This is a genomic window from Natrialba sp. SSL1 (assembly GCF_001861355.1).
Taxonomy (GTDB): Archaea; Halobacteriota; Halobacteria; order Halobacteriales; family Natrialbaceae; genus Natrialba.
The window spans coordinates 72,770-90,314 of record NZ_MASN01000040.1 but is presented as its reverse complement, the minus strand read 5'-3'; the positions used below and the strand labels follow the sequence as shown (position 1 = coordinate 90,314).

The 17,545-nt window shown below is 62.1% G+C and carries 17 protein-coding genes and 1 pseudogene; 6 read left to right on the top strand and 12 right to left on the bottom strand.

What is annotated here, in order from left to right:
* Nucleotides 1-298: 298 nt before the first annotated feature.
* Nucleotides 299-2,380: a S8 family serine peptidase gene (locus BBD46_RS15170; RefSeq protein ID WP_071402538.1), complete on the bottom strand. Its 2,082-nt coding sequence runs from the start codon at nt 2,378-2,380 to the stop codon at nt 299-301.
* A gap of 340 nt (nt 2,381-2,720) precedes the next feature.
* On the opposite strand from BBD46_RS15170, the gene BBD46_RS15165 reads away from it, so the two are divergent.
* On the top strand, nt 2,721-3,185 hold the full coding sequence (locus BBD46_RS15165) for an NYN domain-containing protein (RefSeq protein WP_071402537.1): 465 nt from the start codon (nt 2,721-2,723) through the stop codon (nt 3,183-3,185).
* 49 nt (nt 3,186-3,234) lie between these two features.
* The gene (locus BBD46_RS15160; RefSeq protein ID WP_071402536.1) at nt 3,235-4,017 is read left to right on the top strand and encodes an alpha/beta fold hydrolase; all 783 of its coding nucleotides are present in this window, start codon (nt 3,235-3,237) and stop codon (nt 4,015-4,017) included.
* A gap of 92 nt (nt 4,018-4,109) precedes the next feature.
* Here the strand turns inward: BBD46_RS15160 and BBD46_RS15155 are convergent, their stop codons facing one another.
* Nucleotides 4,110-4,424 (bottom strand): hypothetical protein, encoded by a 315-nt coding sequence (locus BBD46_RS15155; RefSeq protein WP_071402535.1) that lies wholly within the window; start codon nt 4,422-4,424, stop codon nt 4,110-4,112.
* Between the two features lie 85 nt (nt 4,425-4,509).
* Here BBD46_RS15155 and BBD46_RS15150 point away from each other — a divergent pair, with 85 nt between their 5' ends.
* Complete coding sequence (locus tag BBD46_RS15150; RefSeq protein WP_071402534.1) at nt 4,510-5,082, top strand: hypothetical protein; 573 nt, start codon at nt 4,510-4,512, stop codon at nt 5,080-5,082.
* A 95-nt stretch (nt 5,083-5,177) separates the two neighbouring features.
* Here the strand turns inward: BBD46_RS15150 and panB are convergent, their stop codons facing one another.
* Nucleotides 5,178-5,990: a 3-methyl-2-oxobutanoate hydroxymethyltransferase gene (panB, locus tag BBD46_RS15145; protein WP_071402586.1), complete on the bottom strand. Its 813-nt coding sequence runs from the start codon at nt 5,988-5,990 to the stop codon at nt 5,178-5,180.
* A gap of 184 nt (nt 5,991-6,174) precedes the next feature.
* On the opposite strand from panB, the gene BBD46_RS15140 reads away from it, so the two are divergent.
* On the top strand, nt 6,175-6,408 hold the full coding sequence (locus BBD46_RS15140; protein ID WP_071402533.1) for a DUF5822 domain-containing protein: 234 nt from the start codon (nt 6,175-6,177) through the stop codon (nt 6,406-6,408).
* 108 nt (nt 6,409-6,516) lie between these two features.
* On the opposite strand, the gene BBD46_RS15135 is transcribed toward BBD46_RS15140, so the two are convergent.
* Together BBD46_RS15135 and BBD46_RS15130 are read right to left on the bottom strand one after the other, a co-directional pair.
* Nucleotides 6,517-7,089 carry an HAD family hydrolase gene (locus tag BBD46_RS15135; protein ID WP_084777776.1) on the bottom strand — a complete coding sequence of 191 codons (573 nt, stop codon included), beginning with the start codon at nt 7,087-7,089 and terminating at the stop codon, nt 6,517-6,519.
* 45 nt (nt 7,090-7,134) lie between these two features.
* Entirely contained in the window at nt 7,135-8,427 is a 1,293-nt protein-coding gene (locus BBD46_RS15130; RefSeq protein WP_071402532.1) for an HAD family hydrolase, read from the bottom strand.
* Nucleotides 8,428-8,609: 182 nt separating this feature from the next.
* Between BBD46_RS15130 and gfcR the strand changes: the two genes are divergently transcribed.
* Nucleotides 8,610-9,287: a transcriptional regulator GfcR gene (gfcR, locus tag BBD46_RS15125; RefSeq protein WP_071402531.1), complete on the top strand. Its 678-nt coding sequence runs from the start codon at nt 8,610-8,612 to the stop codon at nt 9,285-9,287.
* Between the two features lie 434 nt (nt 9,288-9,721).
* Nucleotides 9,722-10,072 (top strand): hypothetical protein, encoded by a 351-nt coding sequence (locus tag BBD46_RS15120; RefSeq protein WP_071402530.1) that lies wholly within the window; start codon nt 9,722-9,724, stop codon nt 10,070-10,072.
* A gap of 53 nt (nt 10,073-10,125) precedes the next feature.
* Here the strand turns inward: BBD46_RS15120 and BBD46_RS15115 are convergent, their stop codons facing one another.
* The 7 genes and pseudogenes from BBD46_RS15115 to BBD46_RS15085 all read right to left on the bottom strand — a co-directional run bounded on the left by BBD46_RS15115 (nt 10,126) and on the right by BBD46_RS15085 (nt 17,545).
* Nucleotides 10,126-11,208, bottom strand: a complete 1,083-nt coding sequence (locus BBD46_RS15115; RefSeq protein ID WP_071402529.1) for a glutamate--cysteine ligase — start codon at nt 11,206-11,208, stop codon at nt 10,126-10,128.
* 186 nt (nt 11,209-11,394) lie between these two features.
* Nucleotides 11,395-12,999 carry a long-chain-fatty-acid--CoA ligase gene (locus tag BBD46_RS15110; protein ID WP_071402528.1) on the bottom strand — a complete coding sequence of 535 codons (1,605 nt, stop codon included), beginning with the start codon at nt 12,997-12,999 and terminating at the stop codon, nt 11,395-11,397.
* Between the two features lie 209 nt (nt 13,000-13,208).
* The gene (locus tag BBD46_RS15105; protein ID WP_071402527.1) at nt 13,209-13,646 is read right to left on the bottom strand and encodes a hypothetical protein; all 438 of its coding nucleotides are present in this window, start codon (nt 13,644-13,646) and stop codon (nt 13,209-13,211) included.
* A gap of 9 nt (nt 13,647-13,655) precedes the next feature.
* Nucleotides 13,656-14,450, bottom strand: a complete 795-nt coding sequence (locus BBD46_RS15100) for an Lrp/AsnC family transcriptional regulator (protein WP_071402526.1) — start codon at nt 14,448-14,450, stop codon at nt 13,656-13,658.
* A 233-nt stretch (nt 14,451-14,683) separates the two neighbouring features.
* Nucleotides 14,684-15,115 (bottom strand): universal stress protein, encoded by a 432-nt coding sequence (locus tag BBD46_RS15095; RefSeq protein WP_071402525.1) that lies wholly within the window; start codon nt 15,113-15,115, stop codon nt 14,684-14,686.
* Nucleotides 15,116-15,328: 213 nt separating this feature from the next.
* A pseudogene (locus BBD46_RS15090) lies at nt 15,329-16,871 on the bottom strand (TrkH family potassium uptake protein).
* Between the two features lie 5 nt (nt 16,872-16,876).
* The gene (locus BBD46_RS15085) at nt 16,877-17,545 is read right to left on the bottom strand and encodes a potassium channel family protein (protein WP_071402524.1); all 669 of its coding nucleotides are present in this window, start codon (nt 17,543-17,545) and stop codon (nt 16,877-16,879) included.

Here is a 17,545-nt window from a genome sequence, read left to right as displayed (position 1 = left end):
AATTTACACCGATAAATCTAGGCATCTATTACACTTCTACAGTCTAATATCTCTAAGAAATAACCGTCGACAACAAGGTTCTGCTGATACGTTCTTTGAGGCTGGTAAACACTCGCATAGTTTGCAGATAATGGGGAATACTGCGCTCTGGTTCAGACACGTTGTCGCCCAGGTGGAAACCGAGGGTGAGATTGGCGTAACAGCGCTGATTTGTCTCGGATGTCACGTGACAGCACCCCGCCTCGACCGCTGTCTCTGCCCGCTCTCGGTACCATCCCCACCCGGTGAGTGGCGCGCGTCAGTAGCCCTGCTCAGTCAACTCGAGTGTGTACGTCCCACTCCCGCCCGTTGCGGTGACGAGGATACGAATCTCGTCGTCCGACTCGAGTGCGGTCGTGAGCGACTGGCTGTCGCCGGTGTCGGTGGCAGACGCATCGGCGTCCCACTGGGTTGGCCGTCGCCCGTCACGCGTGATGTAGAGTCCAACGTCGGAATCCGATGGGCCCTCGAGCGTGAGCGTTAGTTCACACGGGTTCGCCGTCTGCGGTGTGTATCGCCAGCGCGCGGTGTCGGGCCACCAGCCGCTGCCGTCGAGGTCGCCCTCGACGCGGGCGGTGTTGGTTTCGTCGCCACACTGTGGCTCGTCCTCGTCGTCACCGTCGTCATCGGGTTCGTCGTCACCGTCGCCGTCACCCTCGTCAGCGCCGTCTTCTGTTCCATCGTCGCCATCACCCGCTGTCTCCTCGATAACCTCTTCGGGAGACAGTCGCTCGCCGTCGAGTTCGACCCACATCACGTCGGGTTGGCCGATCTCGATCGACGTGATCGCGCCCTCGACGCTGAAGGCGTCGCCCTGCCCGCCGCCGGTGACGCCGCCGGCGTGCCAGGTGCCGTCGTCTTCCTCGATGTAATCCTCCGCGCTGTAGGTGCCGCCCTCGATGGTCCCACCGGAGGGTGTCTGTCCGGGAGCCGTCGTAAACTCGACCGGACCGGTGGCAGTGAACTCGTAGCCGGCGAATCGAGCGTCGGGTTCGGTGACGAACGAGAGCAGGTGGGTTTCTCCGTCCTCACTGTCGTCGTCGTTCTCCGAATCCTCGTCGTCCTCACCAGCTTCGTCGTCGTCCCGTTCGTCCGGCCCATCGTACCCCTCCGGGGCTGTCGTAACTGCGTTCCCCGCATCGACGCGACCTGCACCCTGTGCTGCCGAACTGAGGCCGATATCCGCGGCGGTGTCTCGCAGGTGCTCGCGCAGCGCGCTACTCGAGAGCCCCGGATACACAGACCTGACAAGTCCGGCGACGCCGGCGACGACGGGGGCGGCTGCCGACGTTCCAGAAACCCGGTCGTAGCCGTCGTTGAGCGTCGTTGAGAGCAGGTTTTGCCCGGGCGCGGCGAGATCGATCTCGGAGCCGCGGTTCGAGAACGATGCGAGTCGATCGCGCGACGTGACGGCCGAGACGGCGAGGACGTCGTCGTATGCGGCTGGATACATGACGCTGCCACCGCTGTTGCCGGCCGCTGCGACGACGAGCGCTCCCCGTTCGGTGGCGTACTCACAGGCGTTTTCGAGCGTCCACAGCCCGCTCGAACTCCCCAGCGAGAGGTTGATCACGTCGACGCCCTCGTCCGCCGCCCACTGGATCGCATCAGCGATGTCCGAGAGCGCGCCCCGGCCCTGTTCGTCGAGCGCCCGCGCGGCCAGCAGCGAGCAGTTGCTGATTCCAGCCTGCCCCGTCCCGTTCCCCGTCTCGCCGGCGGCGATTCCGGCGACGAGCGTCCCGTGGGTGTCGTCCCTCGAGAGCGGCTCGGGATCGCTTCCCCGGCCAACGAAGACCGCTCCGACACGGTCATCGAGGTTTCCGACAAGGTTCTCGTGATCGTACTCGACACCCTGGTCGACGACCGCAATCGTCACGTCGTCGTCACCGAGCGTTTCAGCCCAGGCCGCCTCACAGTTGACCTGCTGTGGTGCGTGCTGGCTGTCGTAGTACGGATCGTTCGGCGTGTACAGCGACTGCAGCGTCGCGTTCTCCTCGACGTACTCGACCGCATCGTTCGACTCGAGTGCATCCCGAATCCGATCCACCGCCTCCGCGGGGAGTTCGGCCGGGAGCTCGACGGCGACGTACTCGAGTTGCTCGTTCGAGTGGACGACCGTCGCATCGGCCGGCACCGCGTCGCGCGCCGTTCGTTCGGTGCCGTCGGCCGAATCGCGCGCGTATGTAGATTTAATTCCGAGGAGTAGTTCCGTCTGTTTCGGCCCTGGATCGCGGCCGGGCGTGGCACTCGAGAGACCGGTGGCTCCGACGAGCCCACCGAGAACTCCGGCACCCCTGAGCACCGATCTGCGGCTTCGCGTATCGCGTCGTTCTGGTTGCATGCGATGATAGTCATCTTTTCGTGAAAGTAGTAGAGTTTTATCGAACTCAGAACGATTTATTCTCTATTTCTTACAGTCAATTTATGATTCTAGAAACATATGTTGTATATAAGTGCTGCACAGCTGTAGGCGGCGACTTATACGAGACGGAGTGGCGTGAGAAACAGAGACACTGTTTTCGCCCGACGGCGGTGGGGTGAACTAGCTGTCGCGATTGGAGGTGCCAGAACAGACGGGGAGAGAGGCGAACACACCCAGTGGCAGCGCTCTGCGGTGAACGAGAGTGGGAGTTCCAGGCGGTTTCGCTACACCTTTCCCGGACCCGTGGCTACCGATCGGTATGTTTGACCGCGTTCGCGCCCGTCTCGCTCCCGATACCGACTCCCACCGCGAGCCAGCCGTCGGGCTGTTCGTCGACGGGCCGAACGTCTTCCGCGACGAGTTCGACGTCGATCTCGACGACCTCCGCGACGTTGCGAGTGATCTCGGCCGCGTCGGCGTTATCCGACTCTATCTCGACGAACACGCGACACCCGGGCTCATTCAGGCCGCCGAGGCGCGCGGCTTCGAAGTCGTCATCACAAGTGGCGACGTCGACGTAAAGTTAGCCGTCGACGCGACCGCACTCTCGACCGACCGGACGGTCGACACGCTCGCGATCGCCTCGCGCGATACCGACTTCAAACCCGTTCTCGAACACGCGGCGGCGCAGGGAATCGAAACGATCGCAATCGCGCCGGGCACCCACGGCCGTTCGGATGCGTTGCAGAACGCGGCGGACGAGGCGATCACACTCGGTTCGTAAGCCGTCCACCGGCTGAGACTTTATACCCGCGCCGGTCGTGCGAACAGCTATGGAGACGGTATCACACCAGGGCCGGGAAACGGCCTACGAGGTTTCAGACCGGGGTGGGGAGGGGCCGACGATCTGTTTCGTTCACGGGAGCGGCGGCACGCGGGAGGCCTGGAAATCCCAGCACCGCCTCGCCGATCAGTATCCCGTCGTCACGCTCGACCTGAGCGGTCACGGCGACTCCGGCGATATCGACGCGAGCGCCGGCTACACAACCCTCTCGGCCTACGCCGACGACGTCATCGCCGTCGCGACCGAAACCGACGCCGACGTTCTCGTCGGCAACTCACTCGGCGGTGCCGTCGTCATGCACATCCTCATCGAGCGCGGCGACGAGTACCGTCCGGACGCCGTCGTCCTCACCGGCACCGGCGCTCGTCTCGGCGTACTCGAGGACCTCCGCAACTGGCTCGCAGACGACTTCGAGCGCGCCGTCGAGTTCCTCCACGGTTCCGACCGCCTCTTCCACGACGCCGAGAGCGAGTTGGCGACGCACTCGAGTGACCAGATGCGCGCGTGCGGGCAGGCGGTCACGCAGCGGGATTTCGAGACGTGCCATACGTTCGACGTGCGCGACGAACTGGGTGGGATCGGCGTGCCGACGCTGGTCGTCTACGGCGAGCACGACAAGCTGACGCCGCCGCGGTATCACGAGTTTCTGGTCGACGAGATCGACGACGCTCAGTCGGTCGCACTCGAGGACGCGGCGCACATGGTAATGCTCGAGCAGCCGGCGGCGTTCAACGAGGCGGTGAGCGAGTTCGTCGCGTCGACCGTGGAGTAGGCGGGAGAGCGCGGTACGCGGAGTTGGATGGCATGGTATCGAAGCGGTTTTCGGATTAGTGATGGGTTCGGTCGGTGGTCGAACGACTGCGTTCAGCGGTCGAACGACTGCGTTCGGCGATCAATGCCAAAGAGGACACCACCAACCACAAGCAGTCCGACCGCGACCGAGACGATCGGTGTCCCACACCGGTTCACGCCGCCGTCCGGCGAGTACTCTAGCCAGAGCCACGAGTAACCCTCGTACTCGAAGCCACCCGGCGGTCCGCCGACGTATCCAACGTCGGTGCAGGACGAGAGCGGAAGGGTGGGTTGTGGGAGCAGGACCAGGGCGAGGACGATTGCAAGCGCCAGTGTGCCGCCGATAAAGAGGCAGATCGCACTGACTGACGTCACGATACGCGACATACTGTCTGTTAGCGCTATATTGCAATCAATGTTGGTTGTATCATCAATCAACAACAGTTTTGTGAGACATGTCTGTACTGAACGTATGGACGATCAGTCGCCGAGCGATGACCCGGACGGGAGAACAGACGCGGAGAGCGACTCAGACGACGAGTGGAACCCACGCCTCCCCAGTGATGTCTTCGCAGACACCTTCCTCCGGGCGGAAAACGGGCGGGTCATCACGTTCAACGTGCTCCTATTCGCGACCATCGCGATCGGATTCGGTGTTCCACCGGTCCTGTACAACATCTTCGCCGGGTTCGGTGGTTCCTTCGGGATGGAAGGTGAAATCGAGAGCCTCCACATCGTGGTCGATGCGATCGGCTCTGCAATTTTGCTCGCACCGGTTGTGGCGACCCTGACCGGCGTCCTCACCGGGACTCAGTTCGACCAGTCGCCGTCCGCCGTTGGCACGCTCGGTGCCATCGGTGCAGTCGCCGGCTTCGTGGTGTTCTGTCTGCTCTTGTTCGTTCTCGGCTCACTCAGCGGCATGCCGTCGAACCCACTTCTCAGCGCGCTCGCCGAGGATCTATTCTTTCCCGTCACGATGATCGCCGGAGTCGCGCTCGCTGCGTTCGGTGCGGCGGCTACCGCGAGTGCGTTTTCCCAAGGCTGACGCCTTCGTTTGGAATACGATCTACGATCGACACCCTACAACCCAACCTCGCCGTCATCGCTATACGCACCGACCGCGAGCACTAACCGAACCGCTCAATAAATCTCGTCCAGATCCGCCGACTCGTGACTGTGCTCGTCCGCCGGGAACGAGCCAGATTCGACTGCCTCGACATAGTCATCCACGGCCGACTCCATCTCCTCGCGAACCGACCCAAATTGCTTCGCGAACGACGGCGACCACTCGCTCAACCCGACCGCGTCGTCGACGACGAGCACCTGTCCGTCACACTCGGGACCGGCACCGATTCCGATCGTCGGCGTCTCGAGTTCGGCCGTCACCTCGGCAGCGAGATTCGACGGGATGTGCTCGAGGACCAGCGAGAACGCGCCGGCCGCCTCGTGCCCGCGAGCGAGGTCGAGAATCTGTTCTGCGGCCGCCTGGTCCGTCCCTTGCCGAGGGTAGCCGCCGTACTGGTTGACGTGCTGTGGCGTCAGCCCGAGGTGAGCCATCACCGGAATCCCGAGCTGGACCAGTTTTTCGGTGAGGTCGACCGTGTGCGGACCGCACTCGAGTTTGACCGCGTCAGCGCCCTCCTCTTTGAGCATTCGACCGGCGTTTTCGATGCTCGCGGCTTCGTCGACGCCGAAGGAGAGGAACGGCATGTCGGCGACGACGAGGGCATCGTCGGTTGCGCGGCTGACAGCGCCGACGTGGCGTGCCATGTCGTCGACGGTGACGGGGAGCGTCGTGTCGTGGCCGAGCGACGTATTGCCGAGGCTGTCGCCGACGAGGATGATGTCGACGCCGGCGTCGTCGACGATGTCGGCGGTCGGCGCGTCGTAGGCCGTCAGCATCGTGATCGGTTCGTCGCCTGCTTTGGCGCTCACGTCCCGGACAGTGGTCATGCGTACGTTCGTGTTCGCGTTCGAATAGTAAACAGCACCGTTCTTCAGCTGCGCTGCTGGCGAGCCGTCGCGACGCGAGTAGCGCGCGAGTTTCGGGCGCGCCAAGCACACGAGTTGGGTGGGCCACAGCCGCTGCGAGCGGCGAGTCGCGACGCTTAAGAGGGCTGAGTCGGGAGATTCACTCGTGCCAGACCCCGTCGAAACCACCACGCCCGACGGCGTCGATTACGGGTGGGTGATGCAGGTGACGTTCGTCCTCACGATCCTGATCGGGGCACCGATCGTCGCGCTGCTTTCGACGAGCGCGGAGCTTCCGACGTGGGGGTCGCGAGCCGAGTTTGCAATCCGCGTCGGTGCGGTCATCTGGCTGTTCGTCTCGATTTCGGTATTTCTGTACGCGAAGCGCGCACAACGCTAACGCGTCCCTATGCGAGGCTGGGCTTGGGGGTCGAAGTGAGAGAAGCGTAGGAACGAGAGCAAGCGTGGTGCGGGACAGGACACAAGAAACGAGAACCCGGCGGCCGCTTCAGACACCAGACGGCCCATCGTCGACGTACTCGAACTCGACGCCGGCCCGCCTGGCCGTCTGTTCGTCCCGTGCCGAATCACCGATAAAAACCGCGTCCGACGGTTCGACACCGAGCTCGTCGACCGCAACGAGCAACGGCTCCGGATCCGGCTTCTGCGTCTCGACCGTATCCCGACCGACGATCACGTCCACCGCCGACGCGAGTCCGTGGGACTCGAGTGCCCGTCGGCAGGCGGCCTCACAGTTGAGCGAGCAGACGCCGACCGCCGTTGCTTGCGCGCCGTTTTCGAGTTCGTCCGCGTGTGCGAGCCGAGGTGAGGTCGATGCACCGTCGCGTTCGTGGGTGGCGATAGCCTCCTCGACGGCGTCCGTGAGGCCAGCGTCGCCCGCGCCCTCGAGCATCGCCCAGAGATCCTCGCTTGGCGGGTCGACGTTCGCGTCGGCGTAGACGCTCCGTACGTCGGCAGCGACGGCGTTCCAGTCGACGTCGAGGTCGACGAGCGTGCCATCCAGATCGTAGACGATCGCGTCGTACTCGGTCACAGTGCTGTGGAGGGCCGGCGGGTCCATAGGGACTTCGGTCAGCCCGGTCGAGTCCGGCTGTGAGGATCGGGATTACTCGAGTCGGGCTAACTGATTGAGCGCGTACACGGTCCGCAACACGTCGACGCTGCGACCGCGGTCGAAGACGAGTTCGTCCGTGTCGAGGACGTGCTCCAGGGTGTCCCGCGAGGCGTGTTCGGGAGCGGCGGCGATGCCGGCGTCGTTCTCGGCGGCCCAGCGCATGACCCGCAGGTCGCTCTTGGAGTCGCCCATGACGAGCGCGAACGGGTCCGCGACGTCGAGCACGTCGAGCGCGCGCTCGACACCGACGACTTTGTTGAGTTCGAGACTGCCGATCTCAGCGGCGTCGGCCTCGTAGTAGGCCACGTCGATTCGGTCGAGCACGGCTTCGAGGTCGCCGGGAACGGCGTCGGGGTCGAGATCCGGGTACGCGCCTTCGCTCTCCAGGACGGCCCGAATTTCGGGGTCCTGGCTGGCGTAGAAGGTATGCGTCCAGTCGGTGATCGATTCGCCCTCGAGTTCGACGTCGCCGTTTTCGGCGTCTCCACCTTCCTCCACACTGCCGAACGCGGCCACCGTGCCTACCGAGTCCGCGAGCAACTCGAGTACGTAGACCAGTGCTTCGTCGATGATCTCGCGGGCCTGGGTGGAGCCGGTTTCGTAGTTCGGCTTCATCGTCACGTTGAATTCGTTGCCCTGCAGGTGACAGCCCCGCCGCAGATCCGCGGGGGCGTCGGGCAGGATGCGCGAGCGCACGTCGTCGAAGACGTCCCGAATCTCGTCGTCCAGGTCCTCGTAGAGCAGTTGTTTCGTGTCGGCTCCGTGGCCCGGCGTGAAGACGCCCGTCCCCGCCTCGTAGACGATCGAGAGGTCGCCGGAGTGGACGATTTCGCTGCCCAGCCCCTGGATCGCAAAGCCCTTGACGTTCTCCAAGGTCTGGCCCGTACAGATGACGATCGGGATCCCGGCTTCGTGGAACTCCGTCAGTACGTGTAGTGTCTCGCGGGGGATCTCGTTGTCCGTGCCACCGGCCGAGCGCAGCGTCTCGTCGACGTCGAGCACGAGTACGTTCACCGCGCGGCCGTACTTGGCCTCCAGATCGAGTGCCGTAAACGCCTGATCGCGGGTCGTGTGCGCTGCAATCTCCGCGAACGTTTCGCCCGCTGCAAAGTCACTGCGGATCTCGTTCTTGCGCGCTTCGAGTTCGTCGTTTGCATCCTGCCAGTGCTCGAGTGCAACTCGCGAGTCGACGGCGGGGAAGATGTCGACGAACTCCTGATACTCACGCAACGTGGTGGTGTCGTACTCGTCGTACAGCCGGTAGACGAGATCGTAGCGTTCCATGTGATCAACTGGCAGTGGCAGCGGGATAATCGTTTTCAGTCGGGTGTTGCGGTGCGTACGTAGGACGTGTGCTACCCACCGCTCTCGCTCTCGCTCTTGCGTGATCGTTGCCGTGGTCCACGGTCACGGCCCATTTTCGAAAGGACGACACGACTATAAAAACCGCGTCCGAAGGACAGCATATGAAAAACGTCGACGATCTCATCGAGAGCGCTGCTGAACTGGCGGCGCGCGGGCTCTCGAAGGGCGAAATCGCAGACGAACTGAACGTCTCACGCGAAACCGCAAGCTGGCTCGTCGAGCGAAGCGATGCGACGACGCAGTCCGATGCGGAGACGGACACAGCGGATACGTCGTCGGCACCAACGACCGCTGCCGAGAACGGGAGCCGTCCACAGGACATCCACGTCGACTGGGCCGCGATCGGTCGCGACAGCAAGCGGATGGGCCATATCGCTGCTGCAATGGCCGATCTCCTCGCAAAACACGGCGAGGATGTCGACCTGACGATCGGGATCGAGAAAGCGGGTGGTCCGATCGCCACGCTCGTCGCGCGGGAACTCGAGACGGACCTCGGCACGTACACGCCTGCAAAACACCAGTGGGAAGAAGGCGATATCGAGGATCTCGGCGGGACCTTTTCCCGGAACTTTGCCGGCATCCGCAACCGAGAGTGCTACATCGTCGACGATACCATCACGAGCGGGACGACGATGCGAGAGACGATCGAAGCGATTCGCACGGAAGGTGGCGAGCCGCTTGCCTGTGTCGTGCTCGCGGACAAACAGGGGATCGAAGAAATCGAGGGCGTCCCGGTCTACTCACTCTTGCAAGTGATCAGTGTCGGAACAAACGAGTGACACCGTTCGCTGTGCAGTGTCCGACCGATAGCACACGAGACTGGCGGCCAAGACAGACAGTTTCTGCGTTACGAAACTCTTCTCGTTTGATTAATCGAGCGTCTCTTCGGTGTCTTTCACCCGGAAAGCGTTCCATACGCGAGTGATCCCAGTCCTCGCTCCGGTTCGAGTCAGTGATGTGAGTGAAACGCTCTAGTGCCCGCGTGGCCCCTGCTCGTAAACGATTGTTAGATGATGGCCTGAATTCGCCGTGCTCGGCCATGCCATCTGAGTATGTGTACCCTCAGAGATACAAATTTATGCCGCATGTTACCATATATTTATCTCGGTGTCTTGGGGAGTGGATGTAACAATCGTTTGTCCGCTGTACCCGCGAGATAGGTGCCGCATTCTATTGGTGGTCGCCGTTCCGGTATGGAAGCGAGGATCTGACAATGGACGACCGACTCACACGCCGACGACTGATCGCGATCAGCGGTGCGGTAGGCGCTGCTGCGCTCGCAGGATGTAACGACGATCCGGAAGATCCTGATGACCCGGCCGATCCGGGTGACGACCCAGCAGATGACGACGATCCAGCCGATGAGAACGGCATGGATGACGAGAACGGAGACGAAGAGAACGGCATGGACGATGAGAACGGCGACGAAGAGAACGGCATGGACGATGAGAACGGTGACGAAGAGAACGGCATGGATGACGAGAACGGCGACGATGAGAACGGTGACGAAGAGAATGGTGACGAAGAGAACGGCGACGAAGACGAAGACGACGAAGACAACTAACCGTCACCAATAACAGTCACTTCTTCGGAACTGAGCGCGCCACCGACCAGGCGCTACTCCGTACCGAGCAACAGCGAGTCACAGAGTTCGTCCGGCCCGCCGGACTCGAGTAGCTCGCGCTGTCTGGTTGCCCCGCTGTCGCGTTCGTAGACCTCGCGGATGCCGTCGATACCGAGGCGAGCACACTCGCGGTCGACGACCTCGCCGAGGTCGACGGTGCCTTCGAGGTCGCGGTCGATAAACGAGGCCTCGTGGCCGTAGCGCAGCGCGCGCCACTTGTTCTCGTCGAGCAGTTCGCGTCGGTGGCGCGAACTGGGAGTGCCGTCCTCGTACTCCTCGGCGAGCGCCTCGACGAGCGCGTGGGCGTACTCGACGAACGCCAGCACGATATCGGGCTCGGCCTGGCCGTCCGGCGTGCGGAGTTCGACGGTGCCGTGTTCGGTATGCGGACGCACGTCGTACCAAAGTTCGCCGCGGTCGTTGATCGAGTCAGTTTCGAGCATCCGGCGCTCGAAGCGGTCGAAGTCCTCGTAGTCCTCGAAGTAGGTCGGCATCCCGGTGTTCGGAAGCCCCTCGAAGAGTTTCGCGCGTGCGGACTGCAGGCCGGTGTCGAAGCCGTTCCAGTACGGCGAGTTCGCCGAGAGAGCGAGCATGATCGGGACGTACCAGCGCAGTTCGTTGGCGATCCAGACGGCCTTATCGGCGTCGTTGACGCCGACGTGGACGTGGACGCCAGCGGTGGTGTTTCGATGCTGTGGGTACTGAATGCGATCGAGTTGCGCGCGATAGCGTGGCTTTTCCGCGTGCTCGAGTTCACGCCAGCGCGCGAGCGGGTGGAGCCCCGCGGCGGCAATTCGGAAGCCGTGGCGCTCGGCGTGGTCGACGAGTGCACGACGGATCTCGAGGAGCACCTCGCGGGCGTTGCTGGGATCCTCGATGAGCGGTGTCTGGGTCTCGATGACGAACTTGAACAGTTCGTGGTCGAGTCTGTCGGCGAGGATCTCCGGAGGGTCGTGGTCGTAGACGAGTTCGTCGGTACCGCTCGTGGGTCGACCGTGCTCGTCGACGACGAAACACTCCTCTTCGATCCCCAGCGTGCCCATGCGCGTGAACGAATCCGGCGACCCGCGTTCCATCGTCTGGACGTTTCGTCTGTGACAGTAAATACGGTTTGGAGTCGGCACACTGTGTCGGTAGGACAGAGTGTCACGGAGACAGGAACGATTTTACCGGCGAGTCACCACTCACTCGCCACAGCGCGAAACGTGAGACTGTACAGGGCTGGGCTTCATCTCACGCCGCAACTCGTCTGCTGGGCCATCCTACTCGCCCGCTGCATCCGCTTTCGCGTCCGTCTGCGTGCTCGTCTCCGCGGTCGCACTCTCGCGCAACTTGAACTTCTGCACCTTCCCGCTCGGGTTCTTCGGTAACGCCTCGACGAAGACGTACTCTCGCGGGCGCTTGAAGTCTGCAAGATGGTCGCTCTCGAGTACGTACTCGTCTAGTTCCACATCACTGATGGCGCTGCCGTCGGTGACGACGTAGGCGGTGACGCGCTCACCCCACTCCTCGTCCGGTTCGCCGACCACAGCGGCCTCCTCGACGGCGTCGTGAGCGAACAGTACGTCTTCGACTTCGGCCGGGTAGATGTTCTCGCCGCCCGAGACGATCATGTCGTCCTTCCGGTCGACCACGTAGAGGTAGCCGTCATCATCGTGATAGCCCAGATCGCCGGTGTAGTACCAGGTCGTCCCCTCGTGCTCGCGAAGCGACTGCGCAGTCGCCTCCGGCCGGTTCCAGTACTCGCGCATCGTACACGGGCTGGCGATGAGTATCTCGCCGATTTCGCCCTGTGCAACGTGCTGGTCCGGGTCCGCATCCGGTTCGACGATCCGCACCTCGTGGTTGAGCGCCGGCAGTCCCGCACAGCCTTGCTTCTCGAGTTGGTCCTCGGGTCGCTGGATCACACCTGCCGGTCCGATTTCGGTCATCCCATAGGCCTGCAGATAGTCCTCACAGAGGTGCGTGCGGCAGTTCTCGAGCACCTGTTCGGGCATCGGCGCAGCGCCGTACAGCCCGACGCGCAGCGAGGAGATGTCGACATCCAGGTCGGCAGCGGTCAACGACAGCGCGTTCCAGGCCGTCGGTGCGGCGAACAGCAGCGAGACATCGTACTCCTCGATCGCCTCGAGCGCCGCCTGGGGCTCGAACTCGTGGTGGATAACGGTCGTCGCCCCTCGCTGGACGCGCGGGAACAGGTTACAGTGCAACTCTGCACAATGGTACAGCGGCATTACCGACAGTCCGACATCGTCTCTCGTCACGTTCATCTCGGCGATACACAGCAGGTTGTGATCCACCATACTCCGGTGTTCGTGGACGACTCCCTTCGGCCGCCCCGCCGTCCCCGAGGTGTAGATGAACGCGTAGGCATCGTCCTCGGCCACGTCGACCGCGGGTCGGTTGGCTGCGCCGGACTCGAGTACCTCGTCGAACGCGGTCGCATACGACGGGACATCGTCGTCGATGTAGACGTAGTCGTCGACGGACTCGAGTGCGGGTCGGGCAGCTTCGACGGCCTCGCGCGTTGCGGCCTCGAAGACGAGTAGGGCCGCCTCGGCGTCGTTGACGATGTACTCGATCTCACCGCCCGGCAGGCGGAAGTTCAGCGGCGTAAAGACGGCACCGATCTTTGCGCACGCGTAGACAGTGATAACGAACTCGTTACTGTTGTGCAACACCGTCGCGACCCGGTCACCCTTCTCGATGCCGCGCTCTCGGAGCGCGTTCGCGAGTCGATTGACGCGCTCGTCAAATTCGGCGTAGGTGAAGCGCAGGTCCGCACGCGGGTCGATGATCGCGTCGCGGTCGGGGTACCGGTCAACCGTCTGCTCGAGTGTGTCACCGATTGTGGTGTAGTTTGACATTCCGCATTGCGGTTCCACAACGGATCGGATAGCTGTTGGGGCTGGATACAGCCGTTGAACCGCAGTCACCTGAGGTCGGTCGCAGTCACCCGAGGTCGGTCTCCCAGACTCATAGAACGGTCGGTATCCGCTAATTCGGTTGTTCACCGCCGAAGAACGGTCACGCGTGCTTCGAGGCTGGAACGACGCACAATCGATGCGCCGTTACGTCAGTCGTGACCGGCGTTATCCTCGATGCCGTTTGTACCGGTGTTCGTCTCTGCGTCGTCTGTGGAGTCGTCGCGGTTGCCCGTATTCTCCTGCGCTGCGTCCGTTGTGTCCGTCGTATCCGTCGCGTGATCGACGCCGTTTCTCTCTTCATCCGTGTCCGTGTCCGTGTCTGTGCTTGCATCTGCACCTGCAGTATCGCCGGTCACATCGGCGTCCTCGTTGCCGTCAGCCTCGTGTTCATCGTCCGCGTCGTCCGACTCGAACTGATAGGTGGCAATTTCCGTCGAGCCACAGACTGGACACGTCTCGGGATACTCCTCGAACTTCGACCCACAGTGTCGACACTCGTGGAGGACCACTCCATCCGCGTCGGCCGGCGGTCTGTCATCCGCCCGTTCTCGTTGCAAGAACGACGGAAGAAGCCTGTCGAGTGACATCGTAGTGTATTAGCTCGGTCGTGTCGGCGAGTGTGCAGTGCCATCAGGCCCGCGGAACGCCGTTAGTGCCGGTTCGTTCGTTCCGTCGGGTGAGAAGACGGTCACCACGTCGTGTGGTCTAATTTCGGTATCACCGTGGGGCGTGATCACTGCGTCGTCGCGTTCGATTGCGACGACGAGTGTCTCGTCTTCTAAGACGTCGTCGTCGGCGGCCGACTCGAGTGTGCGGCCGGCGATCGGCGCGTCTTCGTGGACGGAAATTTCGACGACTTCCGCGCCGCCGGTGAGACTGATGTAGTCTGCGAGCGGTTCGCGGCGGCGACCATCTGCGGGGCCGTAGGGCGTGTAGGGGAAGTCGTGCTCAGTCTGCATGAGGAACTCGTCTTCGATTGCAACGTCTAGTTGTTCGAGTTCGCGTCCGATGCGACGGAGGTCGGCGGTGTCGGTGCCGACGGCGAGGACGTGGAGGTTCATGTGCCCGCCCATGAGTTCGCGGACGTTGATCACGCCCGGAATCGTCCCGATTCGGCGGGCGACGCCCTCGACTTCGCCGAAGGATGCGTGACAGAGGAAGAGATTCATCAGCGAGCCGTCGGCGTGCTCGAAGTCGACGGTCGCGTGGTAGCCGTCGATGATGCCGTGTTCTTCGAGTTGGGCGATCCGGTTGCGGATCGTCGCACCGGAGACGCTGACTTGCTCTGCGATGGCGGGGGCTGACGTGTTTCGCGCGTCGGACATCAGCGCGTAAATGATTCGCCGATCGATTTCGTCAAGGCGATAGCTGCCTCCGGACCCATCTCCCATGTCCCTTTCTGCGTGACGACAGAATATATATCTACGGTACTTTCTATCGCCTAATTTGAAGTCGGTTGGTTTTCGCATCGAAAATGATCAGTTCAGTAACTGGTGCATCGTGAGCACCGCTGTGTCTGTCAGTTTTTCTCGAAGCTGACGAGTTGCGTCATCAGGACGGTCTACCGTACACAGAGAGCAGACACGACAGTGACCCGCCGGTTCCGGCGAACAGATGTCGACCGTCACGATACTTCCTCCGGGAGGACGAGTACTGGAACATCCCCCACTGTCACGAGTCGTCGCGTCTTGTCGCCGGTGAGTACTCGGAGAAGACGGCTGCTCTCCCGAGGCACGAACGCGATGGCGGCACCATCGTGTTCGTCGACGACAGTCTGAATTTCGTCGATGATATCCCGCCCGTACCTGAGTTCGGTTTCAACTTCGTATCCAACCGGCTCGAGTGTCTCGAGCGCCTGCTCGAAAACCGTTTCCGCCTGGCGCTGACGCGCACCGAGTGGCGCTTTGTCAGGTGCACCACCCGCTTTCTCGATCACGTGAACGACGTGGATCAACACGTCTGGTGCGACGTGCTGTCGTATCGATTCGTACGTTTGTCGTGCATCCGCCTCGTTTGCGACCGGGACGATTACACGACGGAGTTGTTGTACTGTCATCGGTCCATCCGCTCAGCGCGGTTCATCCCCTGGTGCTGCGATGGCAGACTGAGACGAATTCACTACGTGAGTGGCTATCATCTATCGCTTCCCGTTCTCGGTCGGTGATGACGATACGCAGATATATTAGTCTCTAGGTTACGATTCCGAATTTCTCGCCCGATATTTTACCGCTTCAAAATATACGACAGCAGTGTGAATTCACTACCGCTCTCACTCATAGAGTCCAGCGGTCCGGAAGAGCGCACCGAACAACACCGCAATCGGAATGATCTCGAGACGCCCAATCCACATGTTGAAGAACAACATCGCTTTGGCCGTCTCGGGCATCTCTGGACCGGTGATTCCCGCATCGAGGCCGACATTACTCTGTGCACTCATCACGTCGAAGATGACGTACTCGAGTGGGTGGTCTGGCGAGAGCGTCCAGAGGAGGACGGCGACGCCGACGATGAGGAACACGATCCAGAGGACGAAGACGACGGCAGCTTCGGTGTACTCCCGCTGGGCCTGTGTTTCTGAGAGTGTCCGCTTACCGAGGCGGAGCTTTCTGATCGCCGTGTCTGGAGAGAAGACGCTCCGAATCTGCCAGAGGGTCCCTTTGAGAAGCGTGGCGACGCGGATGAGTTTCAGCCCGCCGACGGTCGAGCCAGCGGCGGCACCGGTGAGCATACCGAGACAGACGAGCAACGTTGCACCGGCTGTCCAGGCCTGTTCCGTGCCGTTGCCGATTGTCGCAGTACCGAAGCCAGTGTTCGAGGTCGCAGAGACGAACTGGAAGAGCGCGATACGGAACGTCTCCTCAACGGTTTCGTACTGGTCGGTCAGCAACAGGGCGGCAGTTAGTGCAACCGAGCCGATGCTGAACCAGATGAAAACCCATCTGGTCTGAATATCGGCGTAGATATTTCGAATCTCACCTTTGAGGATGAGATAGTGAATCGGGAACGCAATGCTGCCGGCGACCATCACCGGGATGACGGCGTACTCGATCAGCGGACTCCCATAGTGACCGATCGAGTCGGCGTGGATCGAGAAACCGCCGGTGGCGATGGCGGTCATCGCGTGGTTGATCGCCCCCCAGAGTGGCATCCCGACCGCGAGGAACAGCACGATGGCTGCAGCTGTAAAGCCGAGGTAGAGCTTCCAGATCTCTCGAACCGTCGAGACGATACTGGGGTGAATCTTCTCCGATCGGGCTTCGCTCTGGTAGAGCGTCAACGAGCCGCTTCCGGGTCGCGCGAGAATGGCGACGGTGAGAACGATGACACCGACGCCGCCGACCCACTCTGTGAACGAGCGCCACCAATGTAGCGACCGCGGGAGGTCGTCTTCGACGGCAGCCATCGTCAGCCCGGTGCTGGTGAAGCCGCTCATACTTTCGAACATCGCGTTGAGCGGCTCTCGAAAGACAGCCGTCGTGTCGTTGATCGCTGGCGTGTTCATCCACGCTGGAAGCGGATCCACAGTGATTCGTCCATGCGATCAGAAGGAACGGTACGCCGCCGAGGACGCCGACGACGCCCCACGCACTCGCCGCGATGAGCATCCCGTGAAGCGTTCCGGGGTCCGGCGCGTTCGCGAAGCCGCGTGCGAGGGCCGTCCCGATAGCGAGCATGAGCAGACCCGAGACGACGAACGCCGGCACCGCGAAGTACTCGCCGTTAAGCGCGGCGACTGGAACGGAGAGAAATGCCATGAGCGAGACGACCTGCACGATACGGCCGACGCCTCGCCCAACGGTACTGAACTGCATCGGAATCAGTGCTCACCGGTGAACGCTGCGACCGCATCTGCGAGCGAGACATCGTCCGTGAACACCGTCACCTGATCACCCGCCCGAATCGACGTATCTCCTTTCGGTGGTCGGATCTCCGAACCGCGCTTGAGCGCGACGACGAGACAACCGTCCGGGAGCCGCCCGGACTCGGTGGCCGTCCGGAGTCGCTGCCCGCTCATCGGTGCGTCTTCGGTGACGGTCAACTCGACAAGTTCCGTGTCGTCCTCGAGGTCGATAAAGTCGCTGACGCCGGGGTACCGAACCGAGTGGTAGAGATAATCGGCGATCAGCCGCTGTGGATTCTCGATGAGTGTAACGCCGATCTTCTCGAACACTGGTAGGTTTTCGGGGTCGTGAACAACACTGACGAGATTTGCGACATCGTGTTCCTGTGCGAGCAACATGACCATGATGTTGACCGCGTCGACGTTCGTCGTCGTAATGACGGCATCAGCACGGCCAATTTCGGCATCTGTGAGCGTGCTATTCGTCGTCGCATCCGCGTTGAGGACGAGACAGTCGTACTCGCTCGCGATTTCGTTTGCGCGTTCCTCGTCGTCTTCGATGACGACAACGTCGTTGCCGTCCGCAACCGCGAGGTCGATCAGATTCGAGCCGATGCTCCCTGCGCCAACGATAATGATGTACAT

Excerpts from the sequence above, each read along its gene's own strand:
- BBD46_RS15150 (WP_071402534.1), top strand. The coding sequence starts at position 4,510 with ATGGACGATCAGTCGCCGAGCGATGACCCGGACGGGAGAACAGACGCG.
- gfcR (WP_071402531.1), top strand. The coding sequence starts at position 8,610 with ATGAAAAACGTCGACGATCTCATCGAGAGCGCTGCTGAACTGGCGGCG.
- BBD46_RS15155 (WP_071402535.1), bottom strand. The coding sequence starts at position 4,424 with ATGTCGCGTATCGTGACGTCAGTCAGTGCGATCTGCCTCTTTATCGGC.
- BBD46_RS15160 (WP_071402536.1), top strand. The coding sequence starts at position 3,235 with ATGGAGACGGTATCACACCAGGGCCGGGAAACGGCCTACGAGGTTTCA.
- panB (WP_071402586.1), bottom strand. The coding sequence starts at position 5,990 with ATGACCACTGTCCGGGACGTGAGCGCCAAAGCAGGCGACGAACCGATC.
- BBD46_RS15135 (WP_084777776.1), bottom strand. The coding sequence starts at position 7,089 with ATGGACCCGCCGGCCCTCCACAGCACTGTGACCGAGTACGACGCGATC.
- BBD46_RS15095 (WP_071402525.1), bottom strand. The coding sequence starts at position 15,115 with ATGACAGTACAACAACTCCGTCGTGTAATCGTCCCGGTCGCAAACGAG.
- BBD46_RS15130 (WP_071402532.1), bottom strand. The coding sequence starts at position 8,427 with ATGGAACGCTACGATCTCGTCTACCGGCTGTACGACGAGTACGACACC.
- BBD46_RS15120 (WP_071402530.1), top strand. The coding sequence starts at position 9,722 with ATGGACGACCGACTCACACGCCGACGACTGATCGCGATCAGCGGTGCG.
- BBD46_RS15105 (WP_071402527.1), bottom strand. The coding sequence starts at position 13,646 with ATGTCACTCGACAGGCTTCTTCCGTCGTTCTTGCAACGAGAACGGGCG.
- BBD46_RS15115 (WP_071402529.1), bottom strand. The coding sequence starts at position 11,208 with ATGGAACGCGGGTCGCCGGATTCGTTCACGCGCATGGGCACGCTGGGG.
- BBD46_RS15100 (WP_071402526.1), bottom strand. The coding sequence starts at position 14,450 with ATGGGAGATGGGTCCGGAGGCAGCTATCGCCTTGACGAAATCGATCGG.
- BBD46_RS15165 (WP_071402537.1), top strand. The coding sequence starts at position 2,721 with ATGTTTGACCGCGTTCGCGCCCGTCTCGCTCCCGATACCGACTCCCAC.
- BBD46_RS15110 (WP_071402528.1), bottom strand. The coding sequence starts at position 12,999 with ATGTCAAACTACACCACAATCGGTGACACACTCGAGCAGACGGTTGAC.
- BBD46_RS15170 (WP_071402538.1), bottom strand. The coding sequence starts at position 2,380 with ATGCAACCAGAACGACGCGATACGCGAAGCCGCAGATCGGTGCTCAGG.
- BBD46_RS15085 (WP_071402524.1), bottom strand. The coding sequence starts at position 17,545 with ATGTACATCATTATCGTTGGCGCAGGGAGCATCGGCTCGAATCTGATC.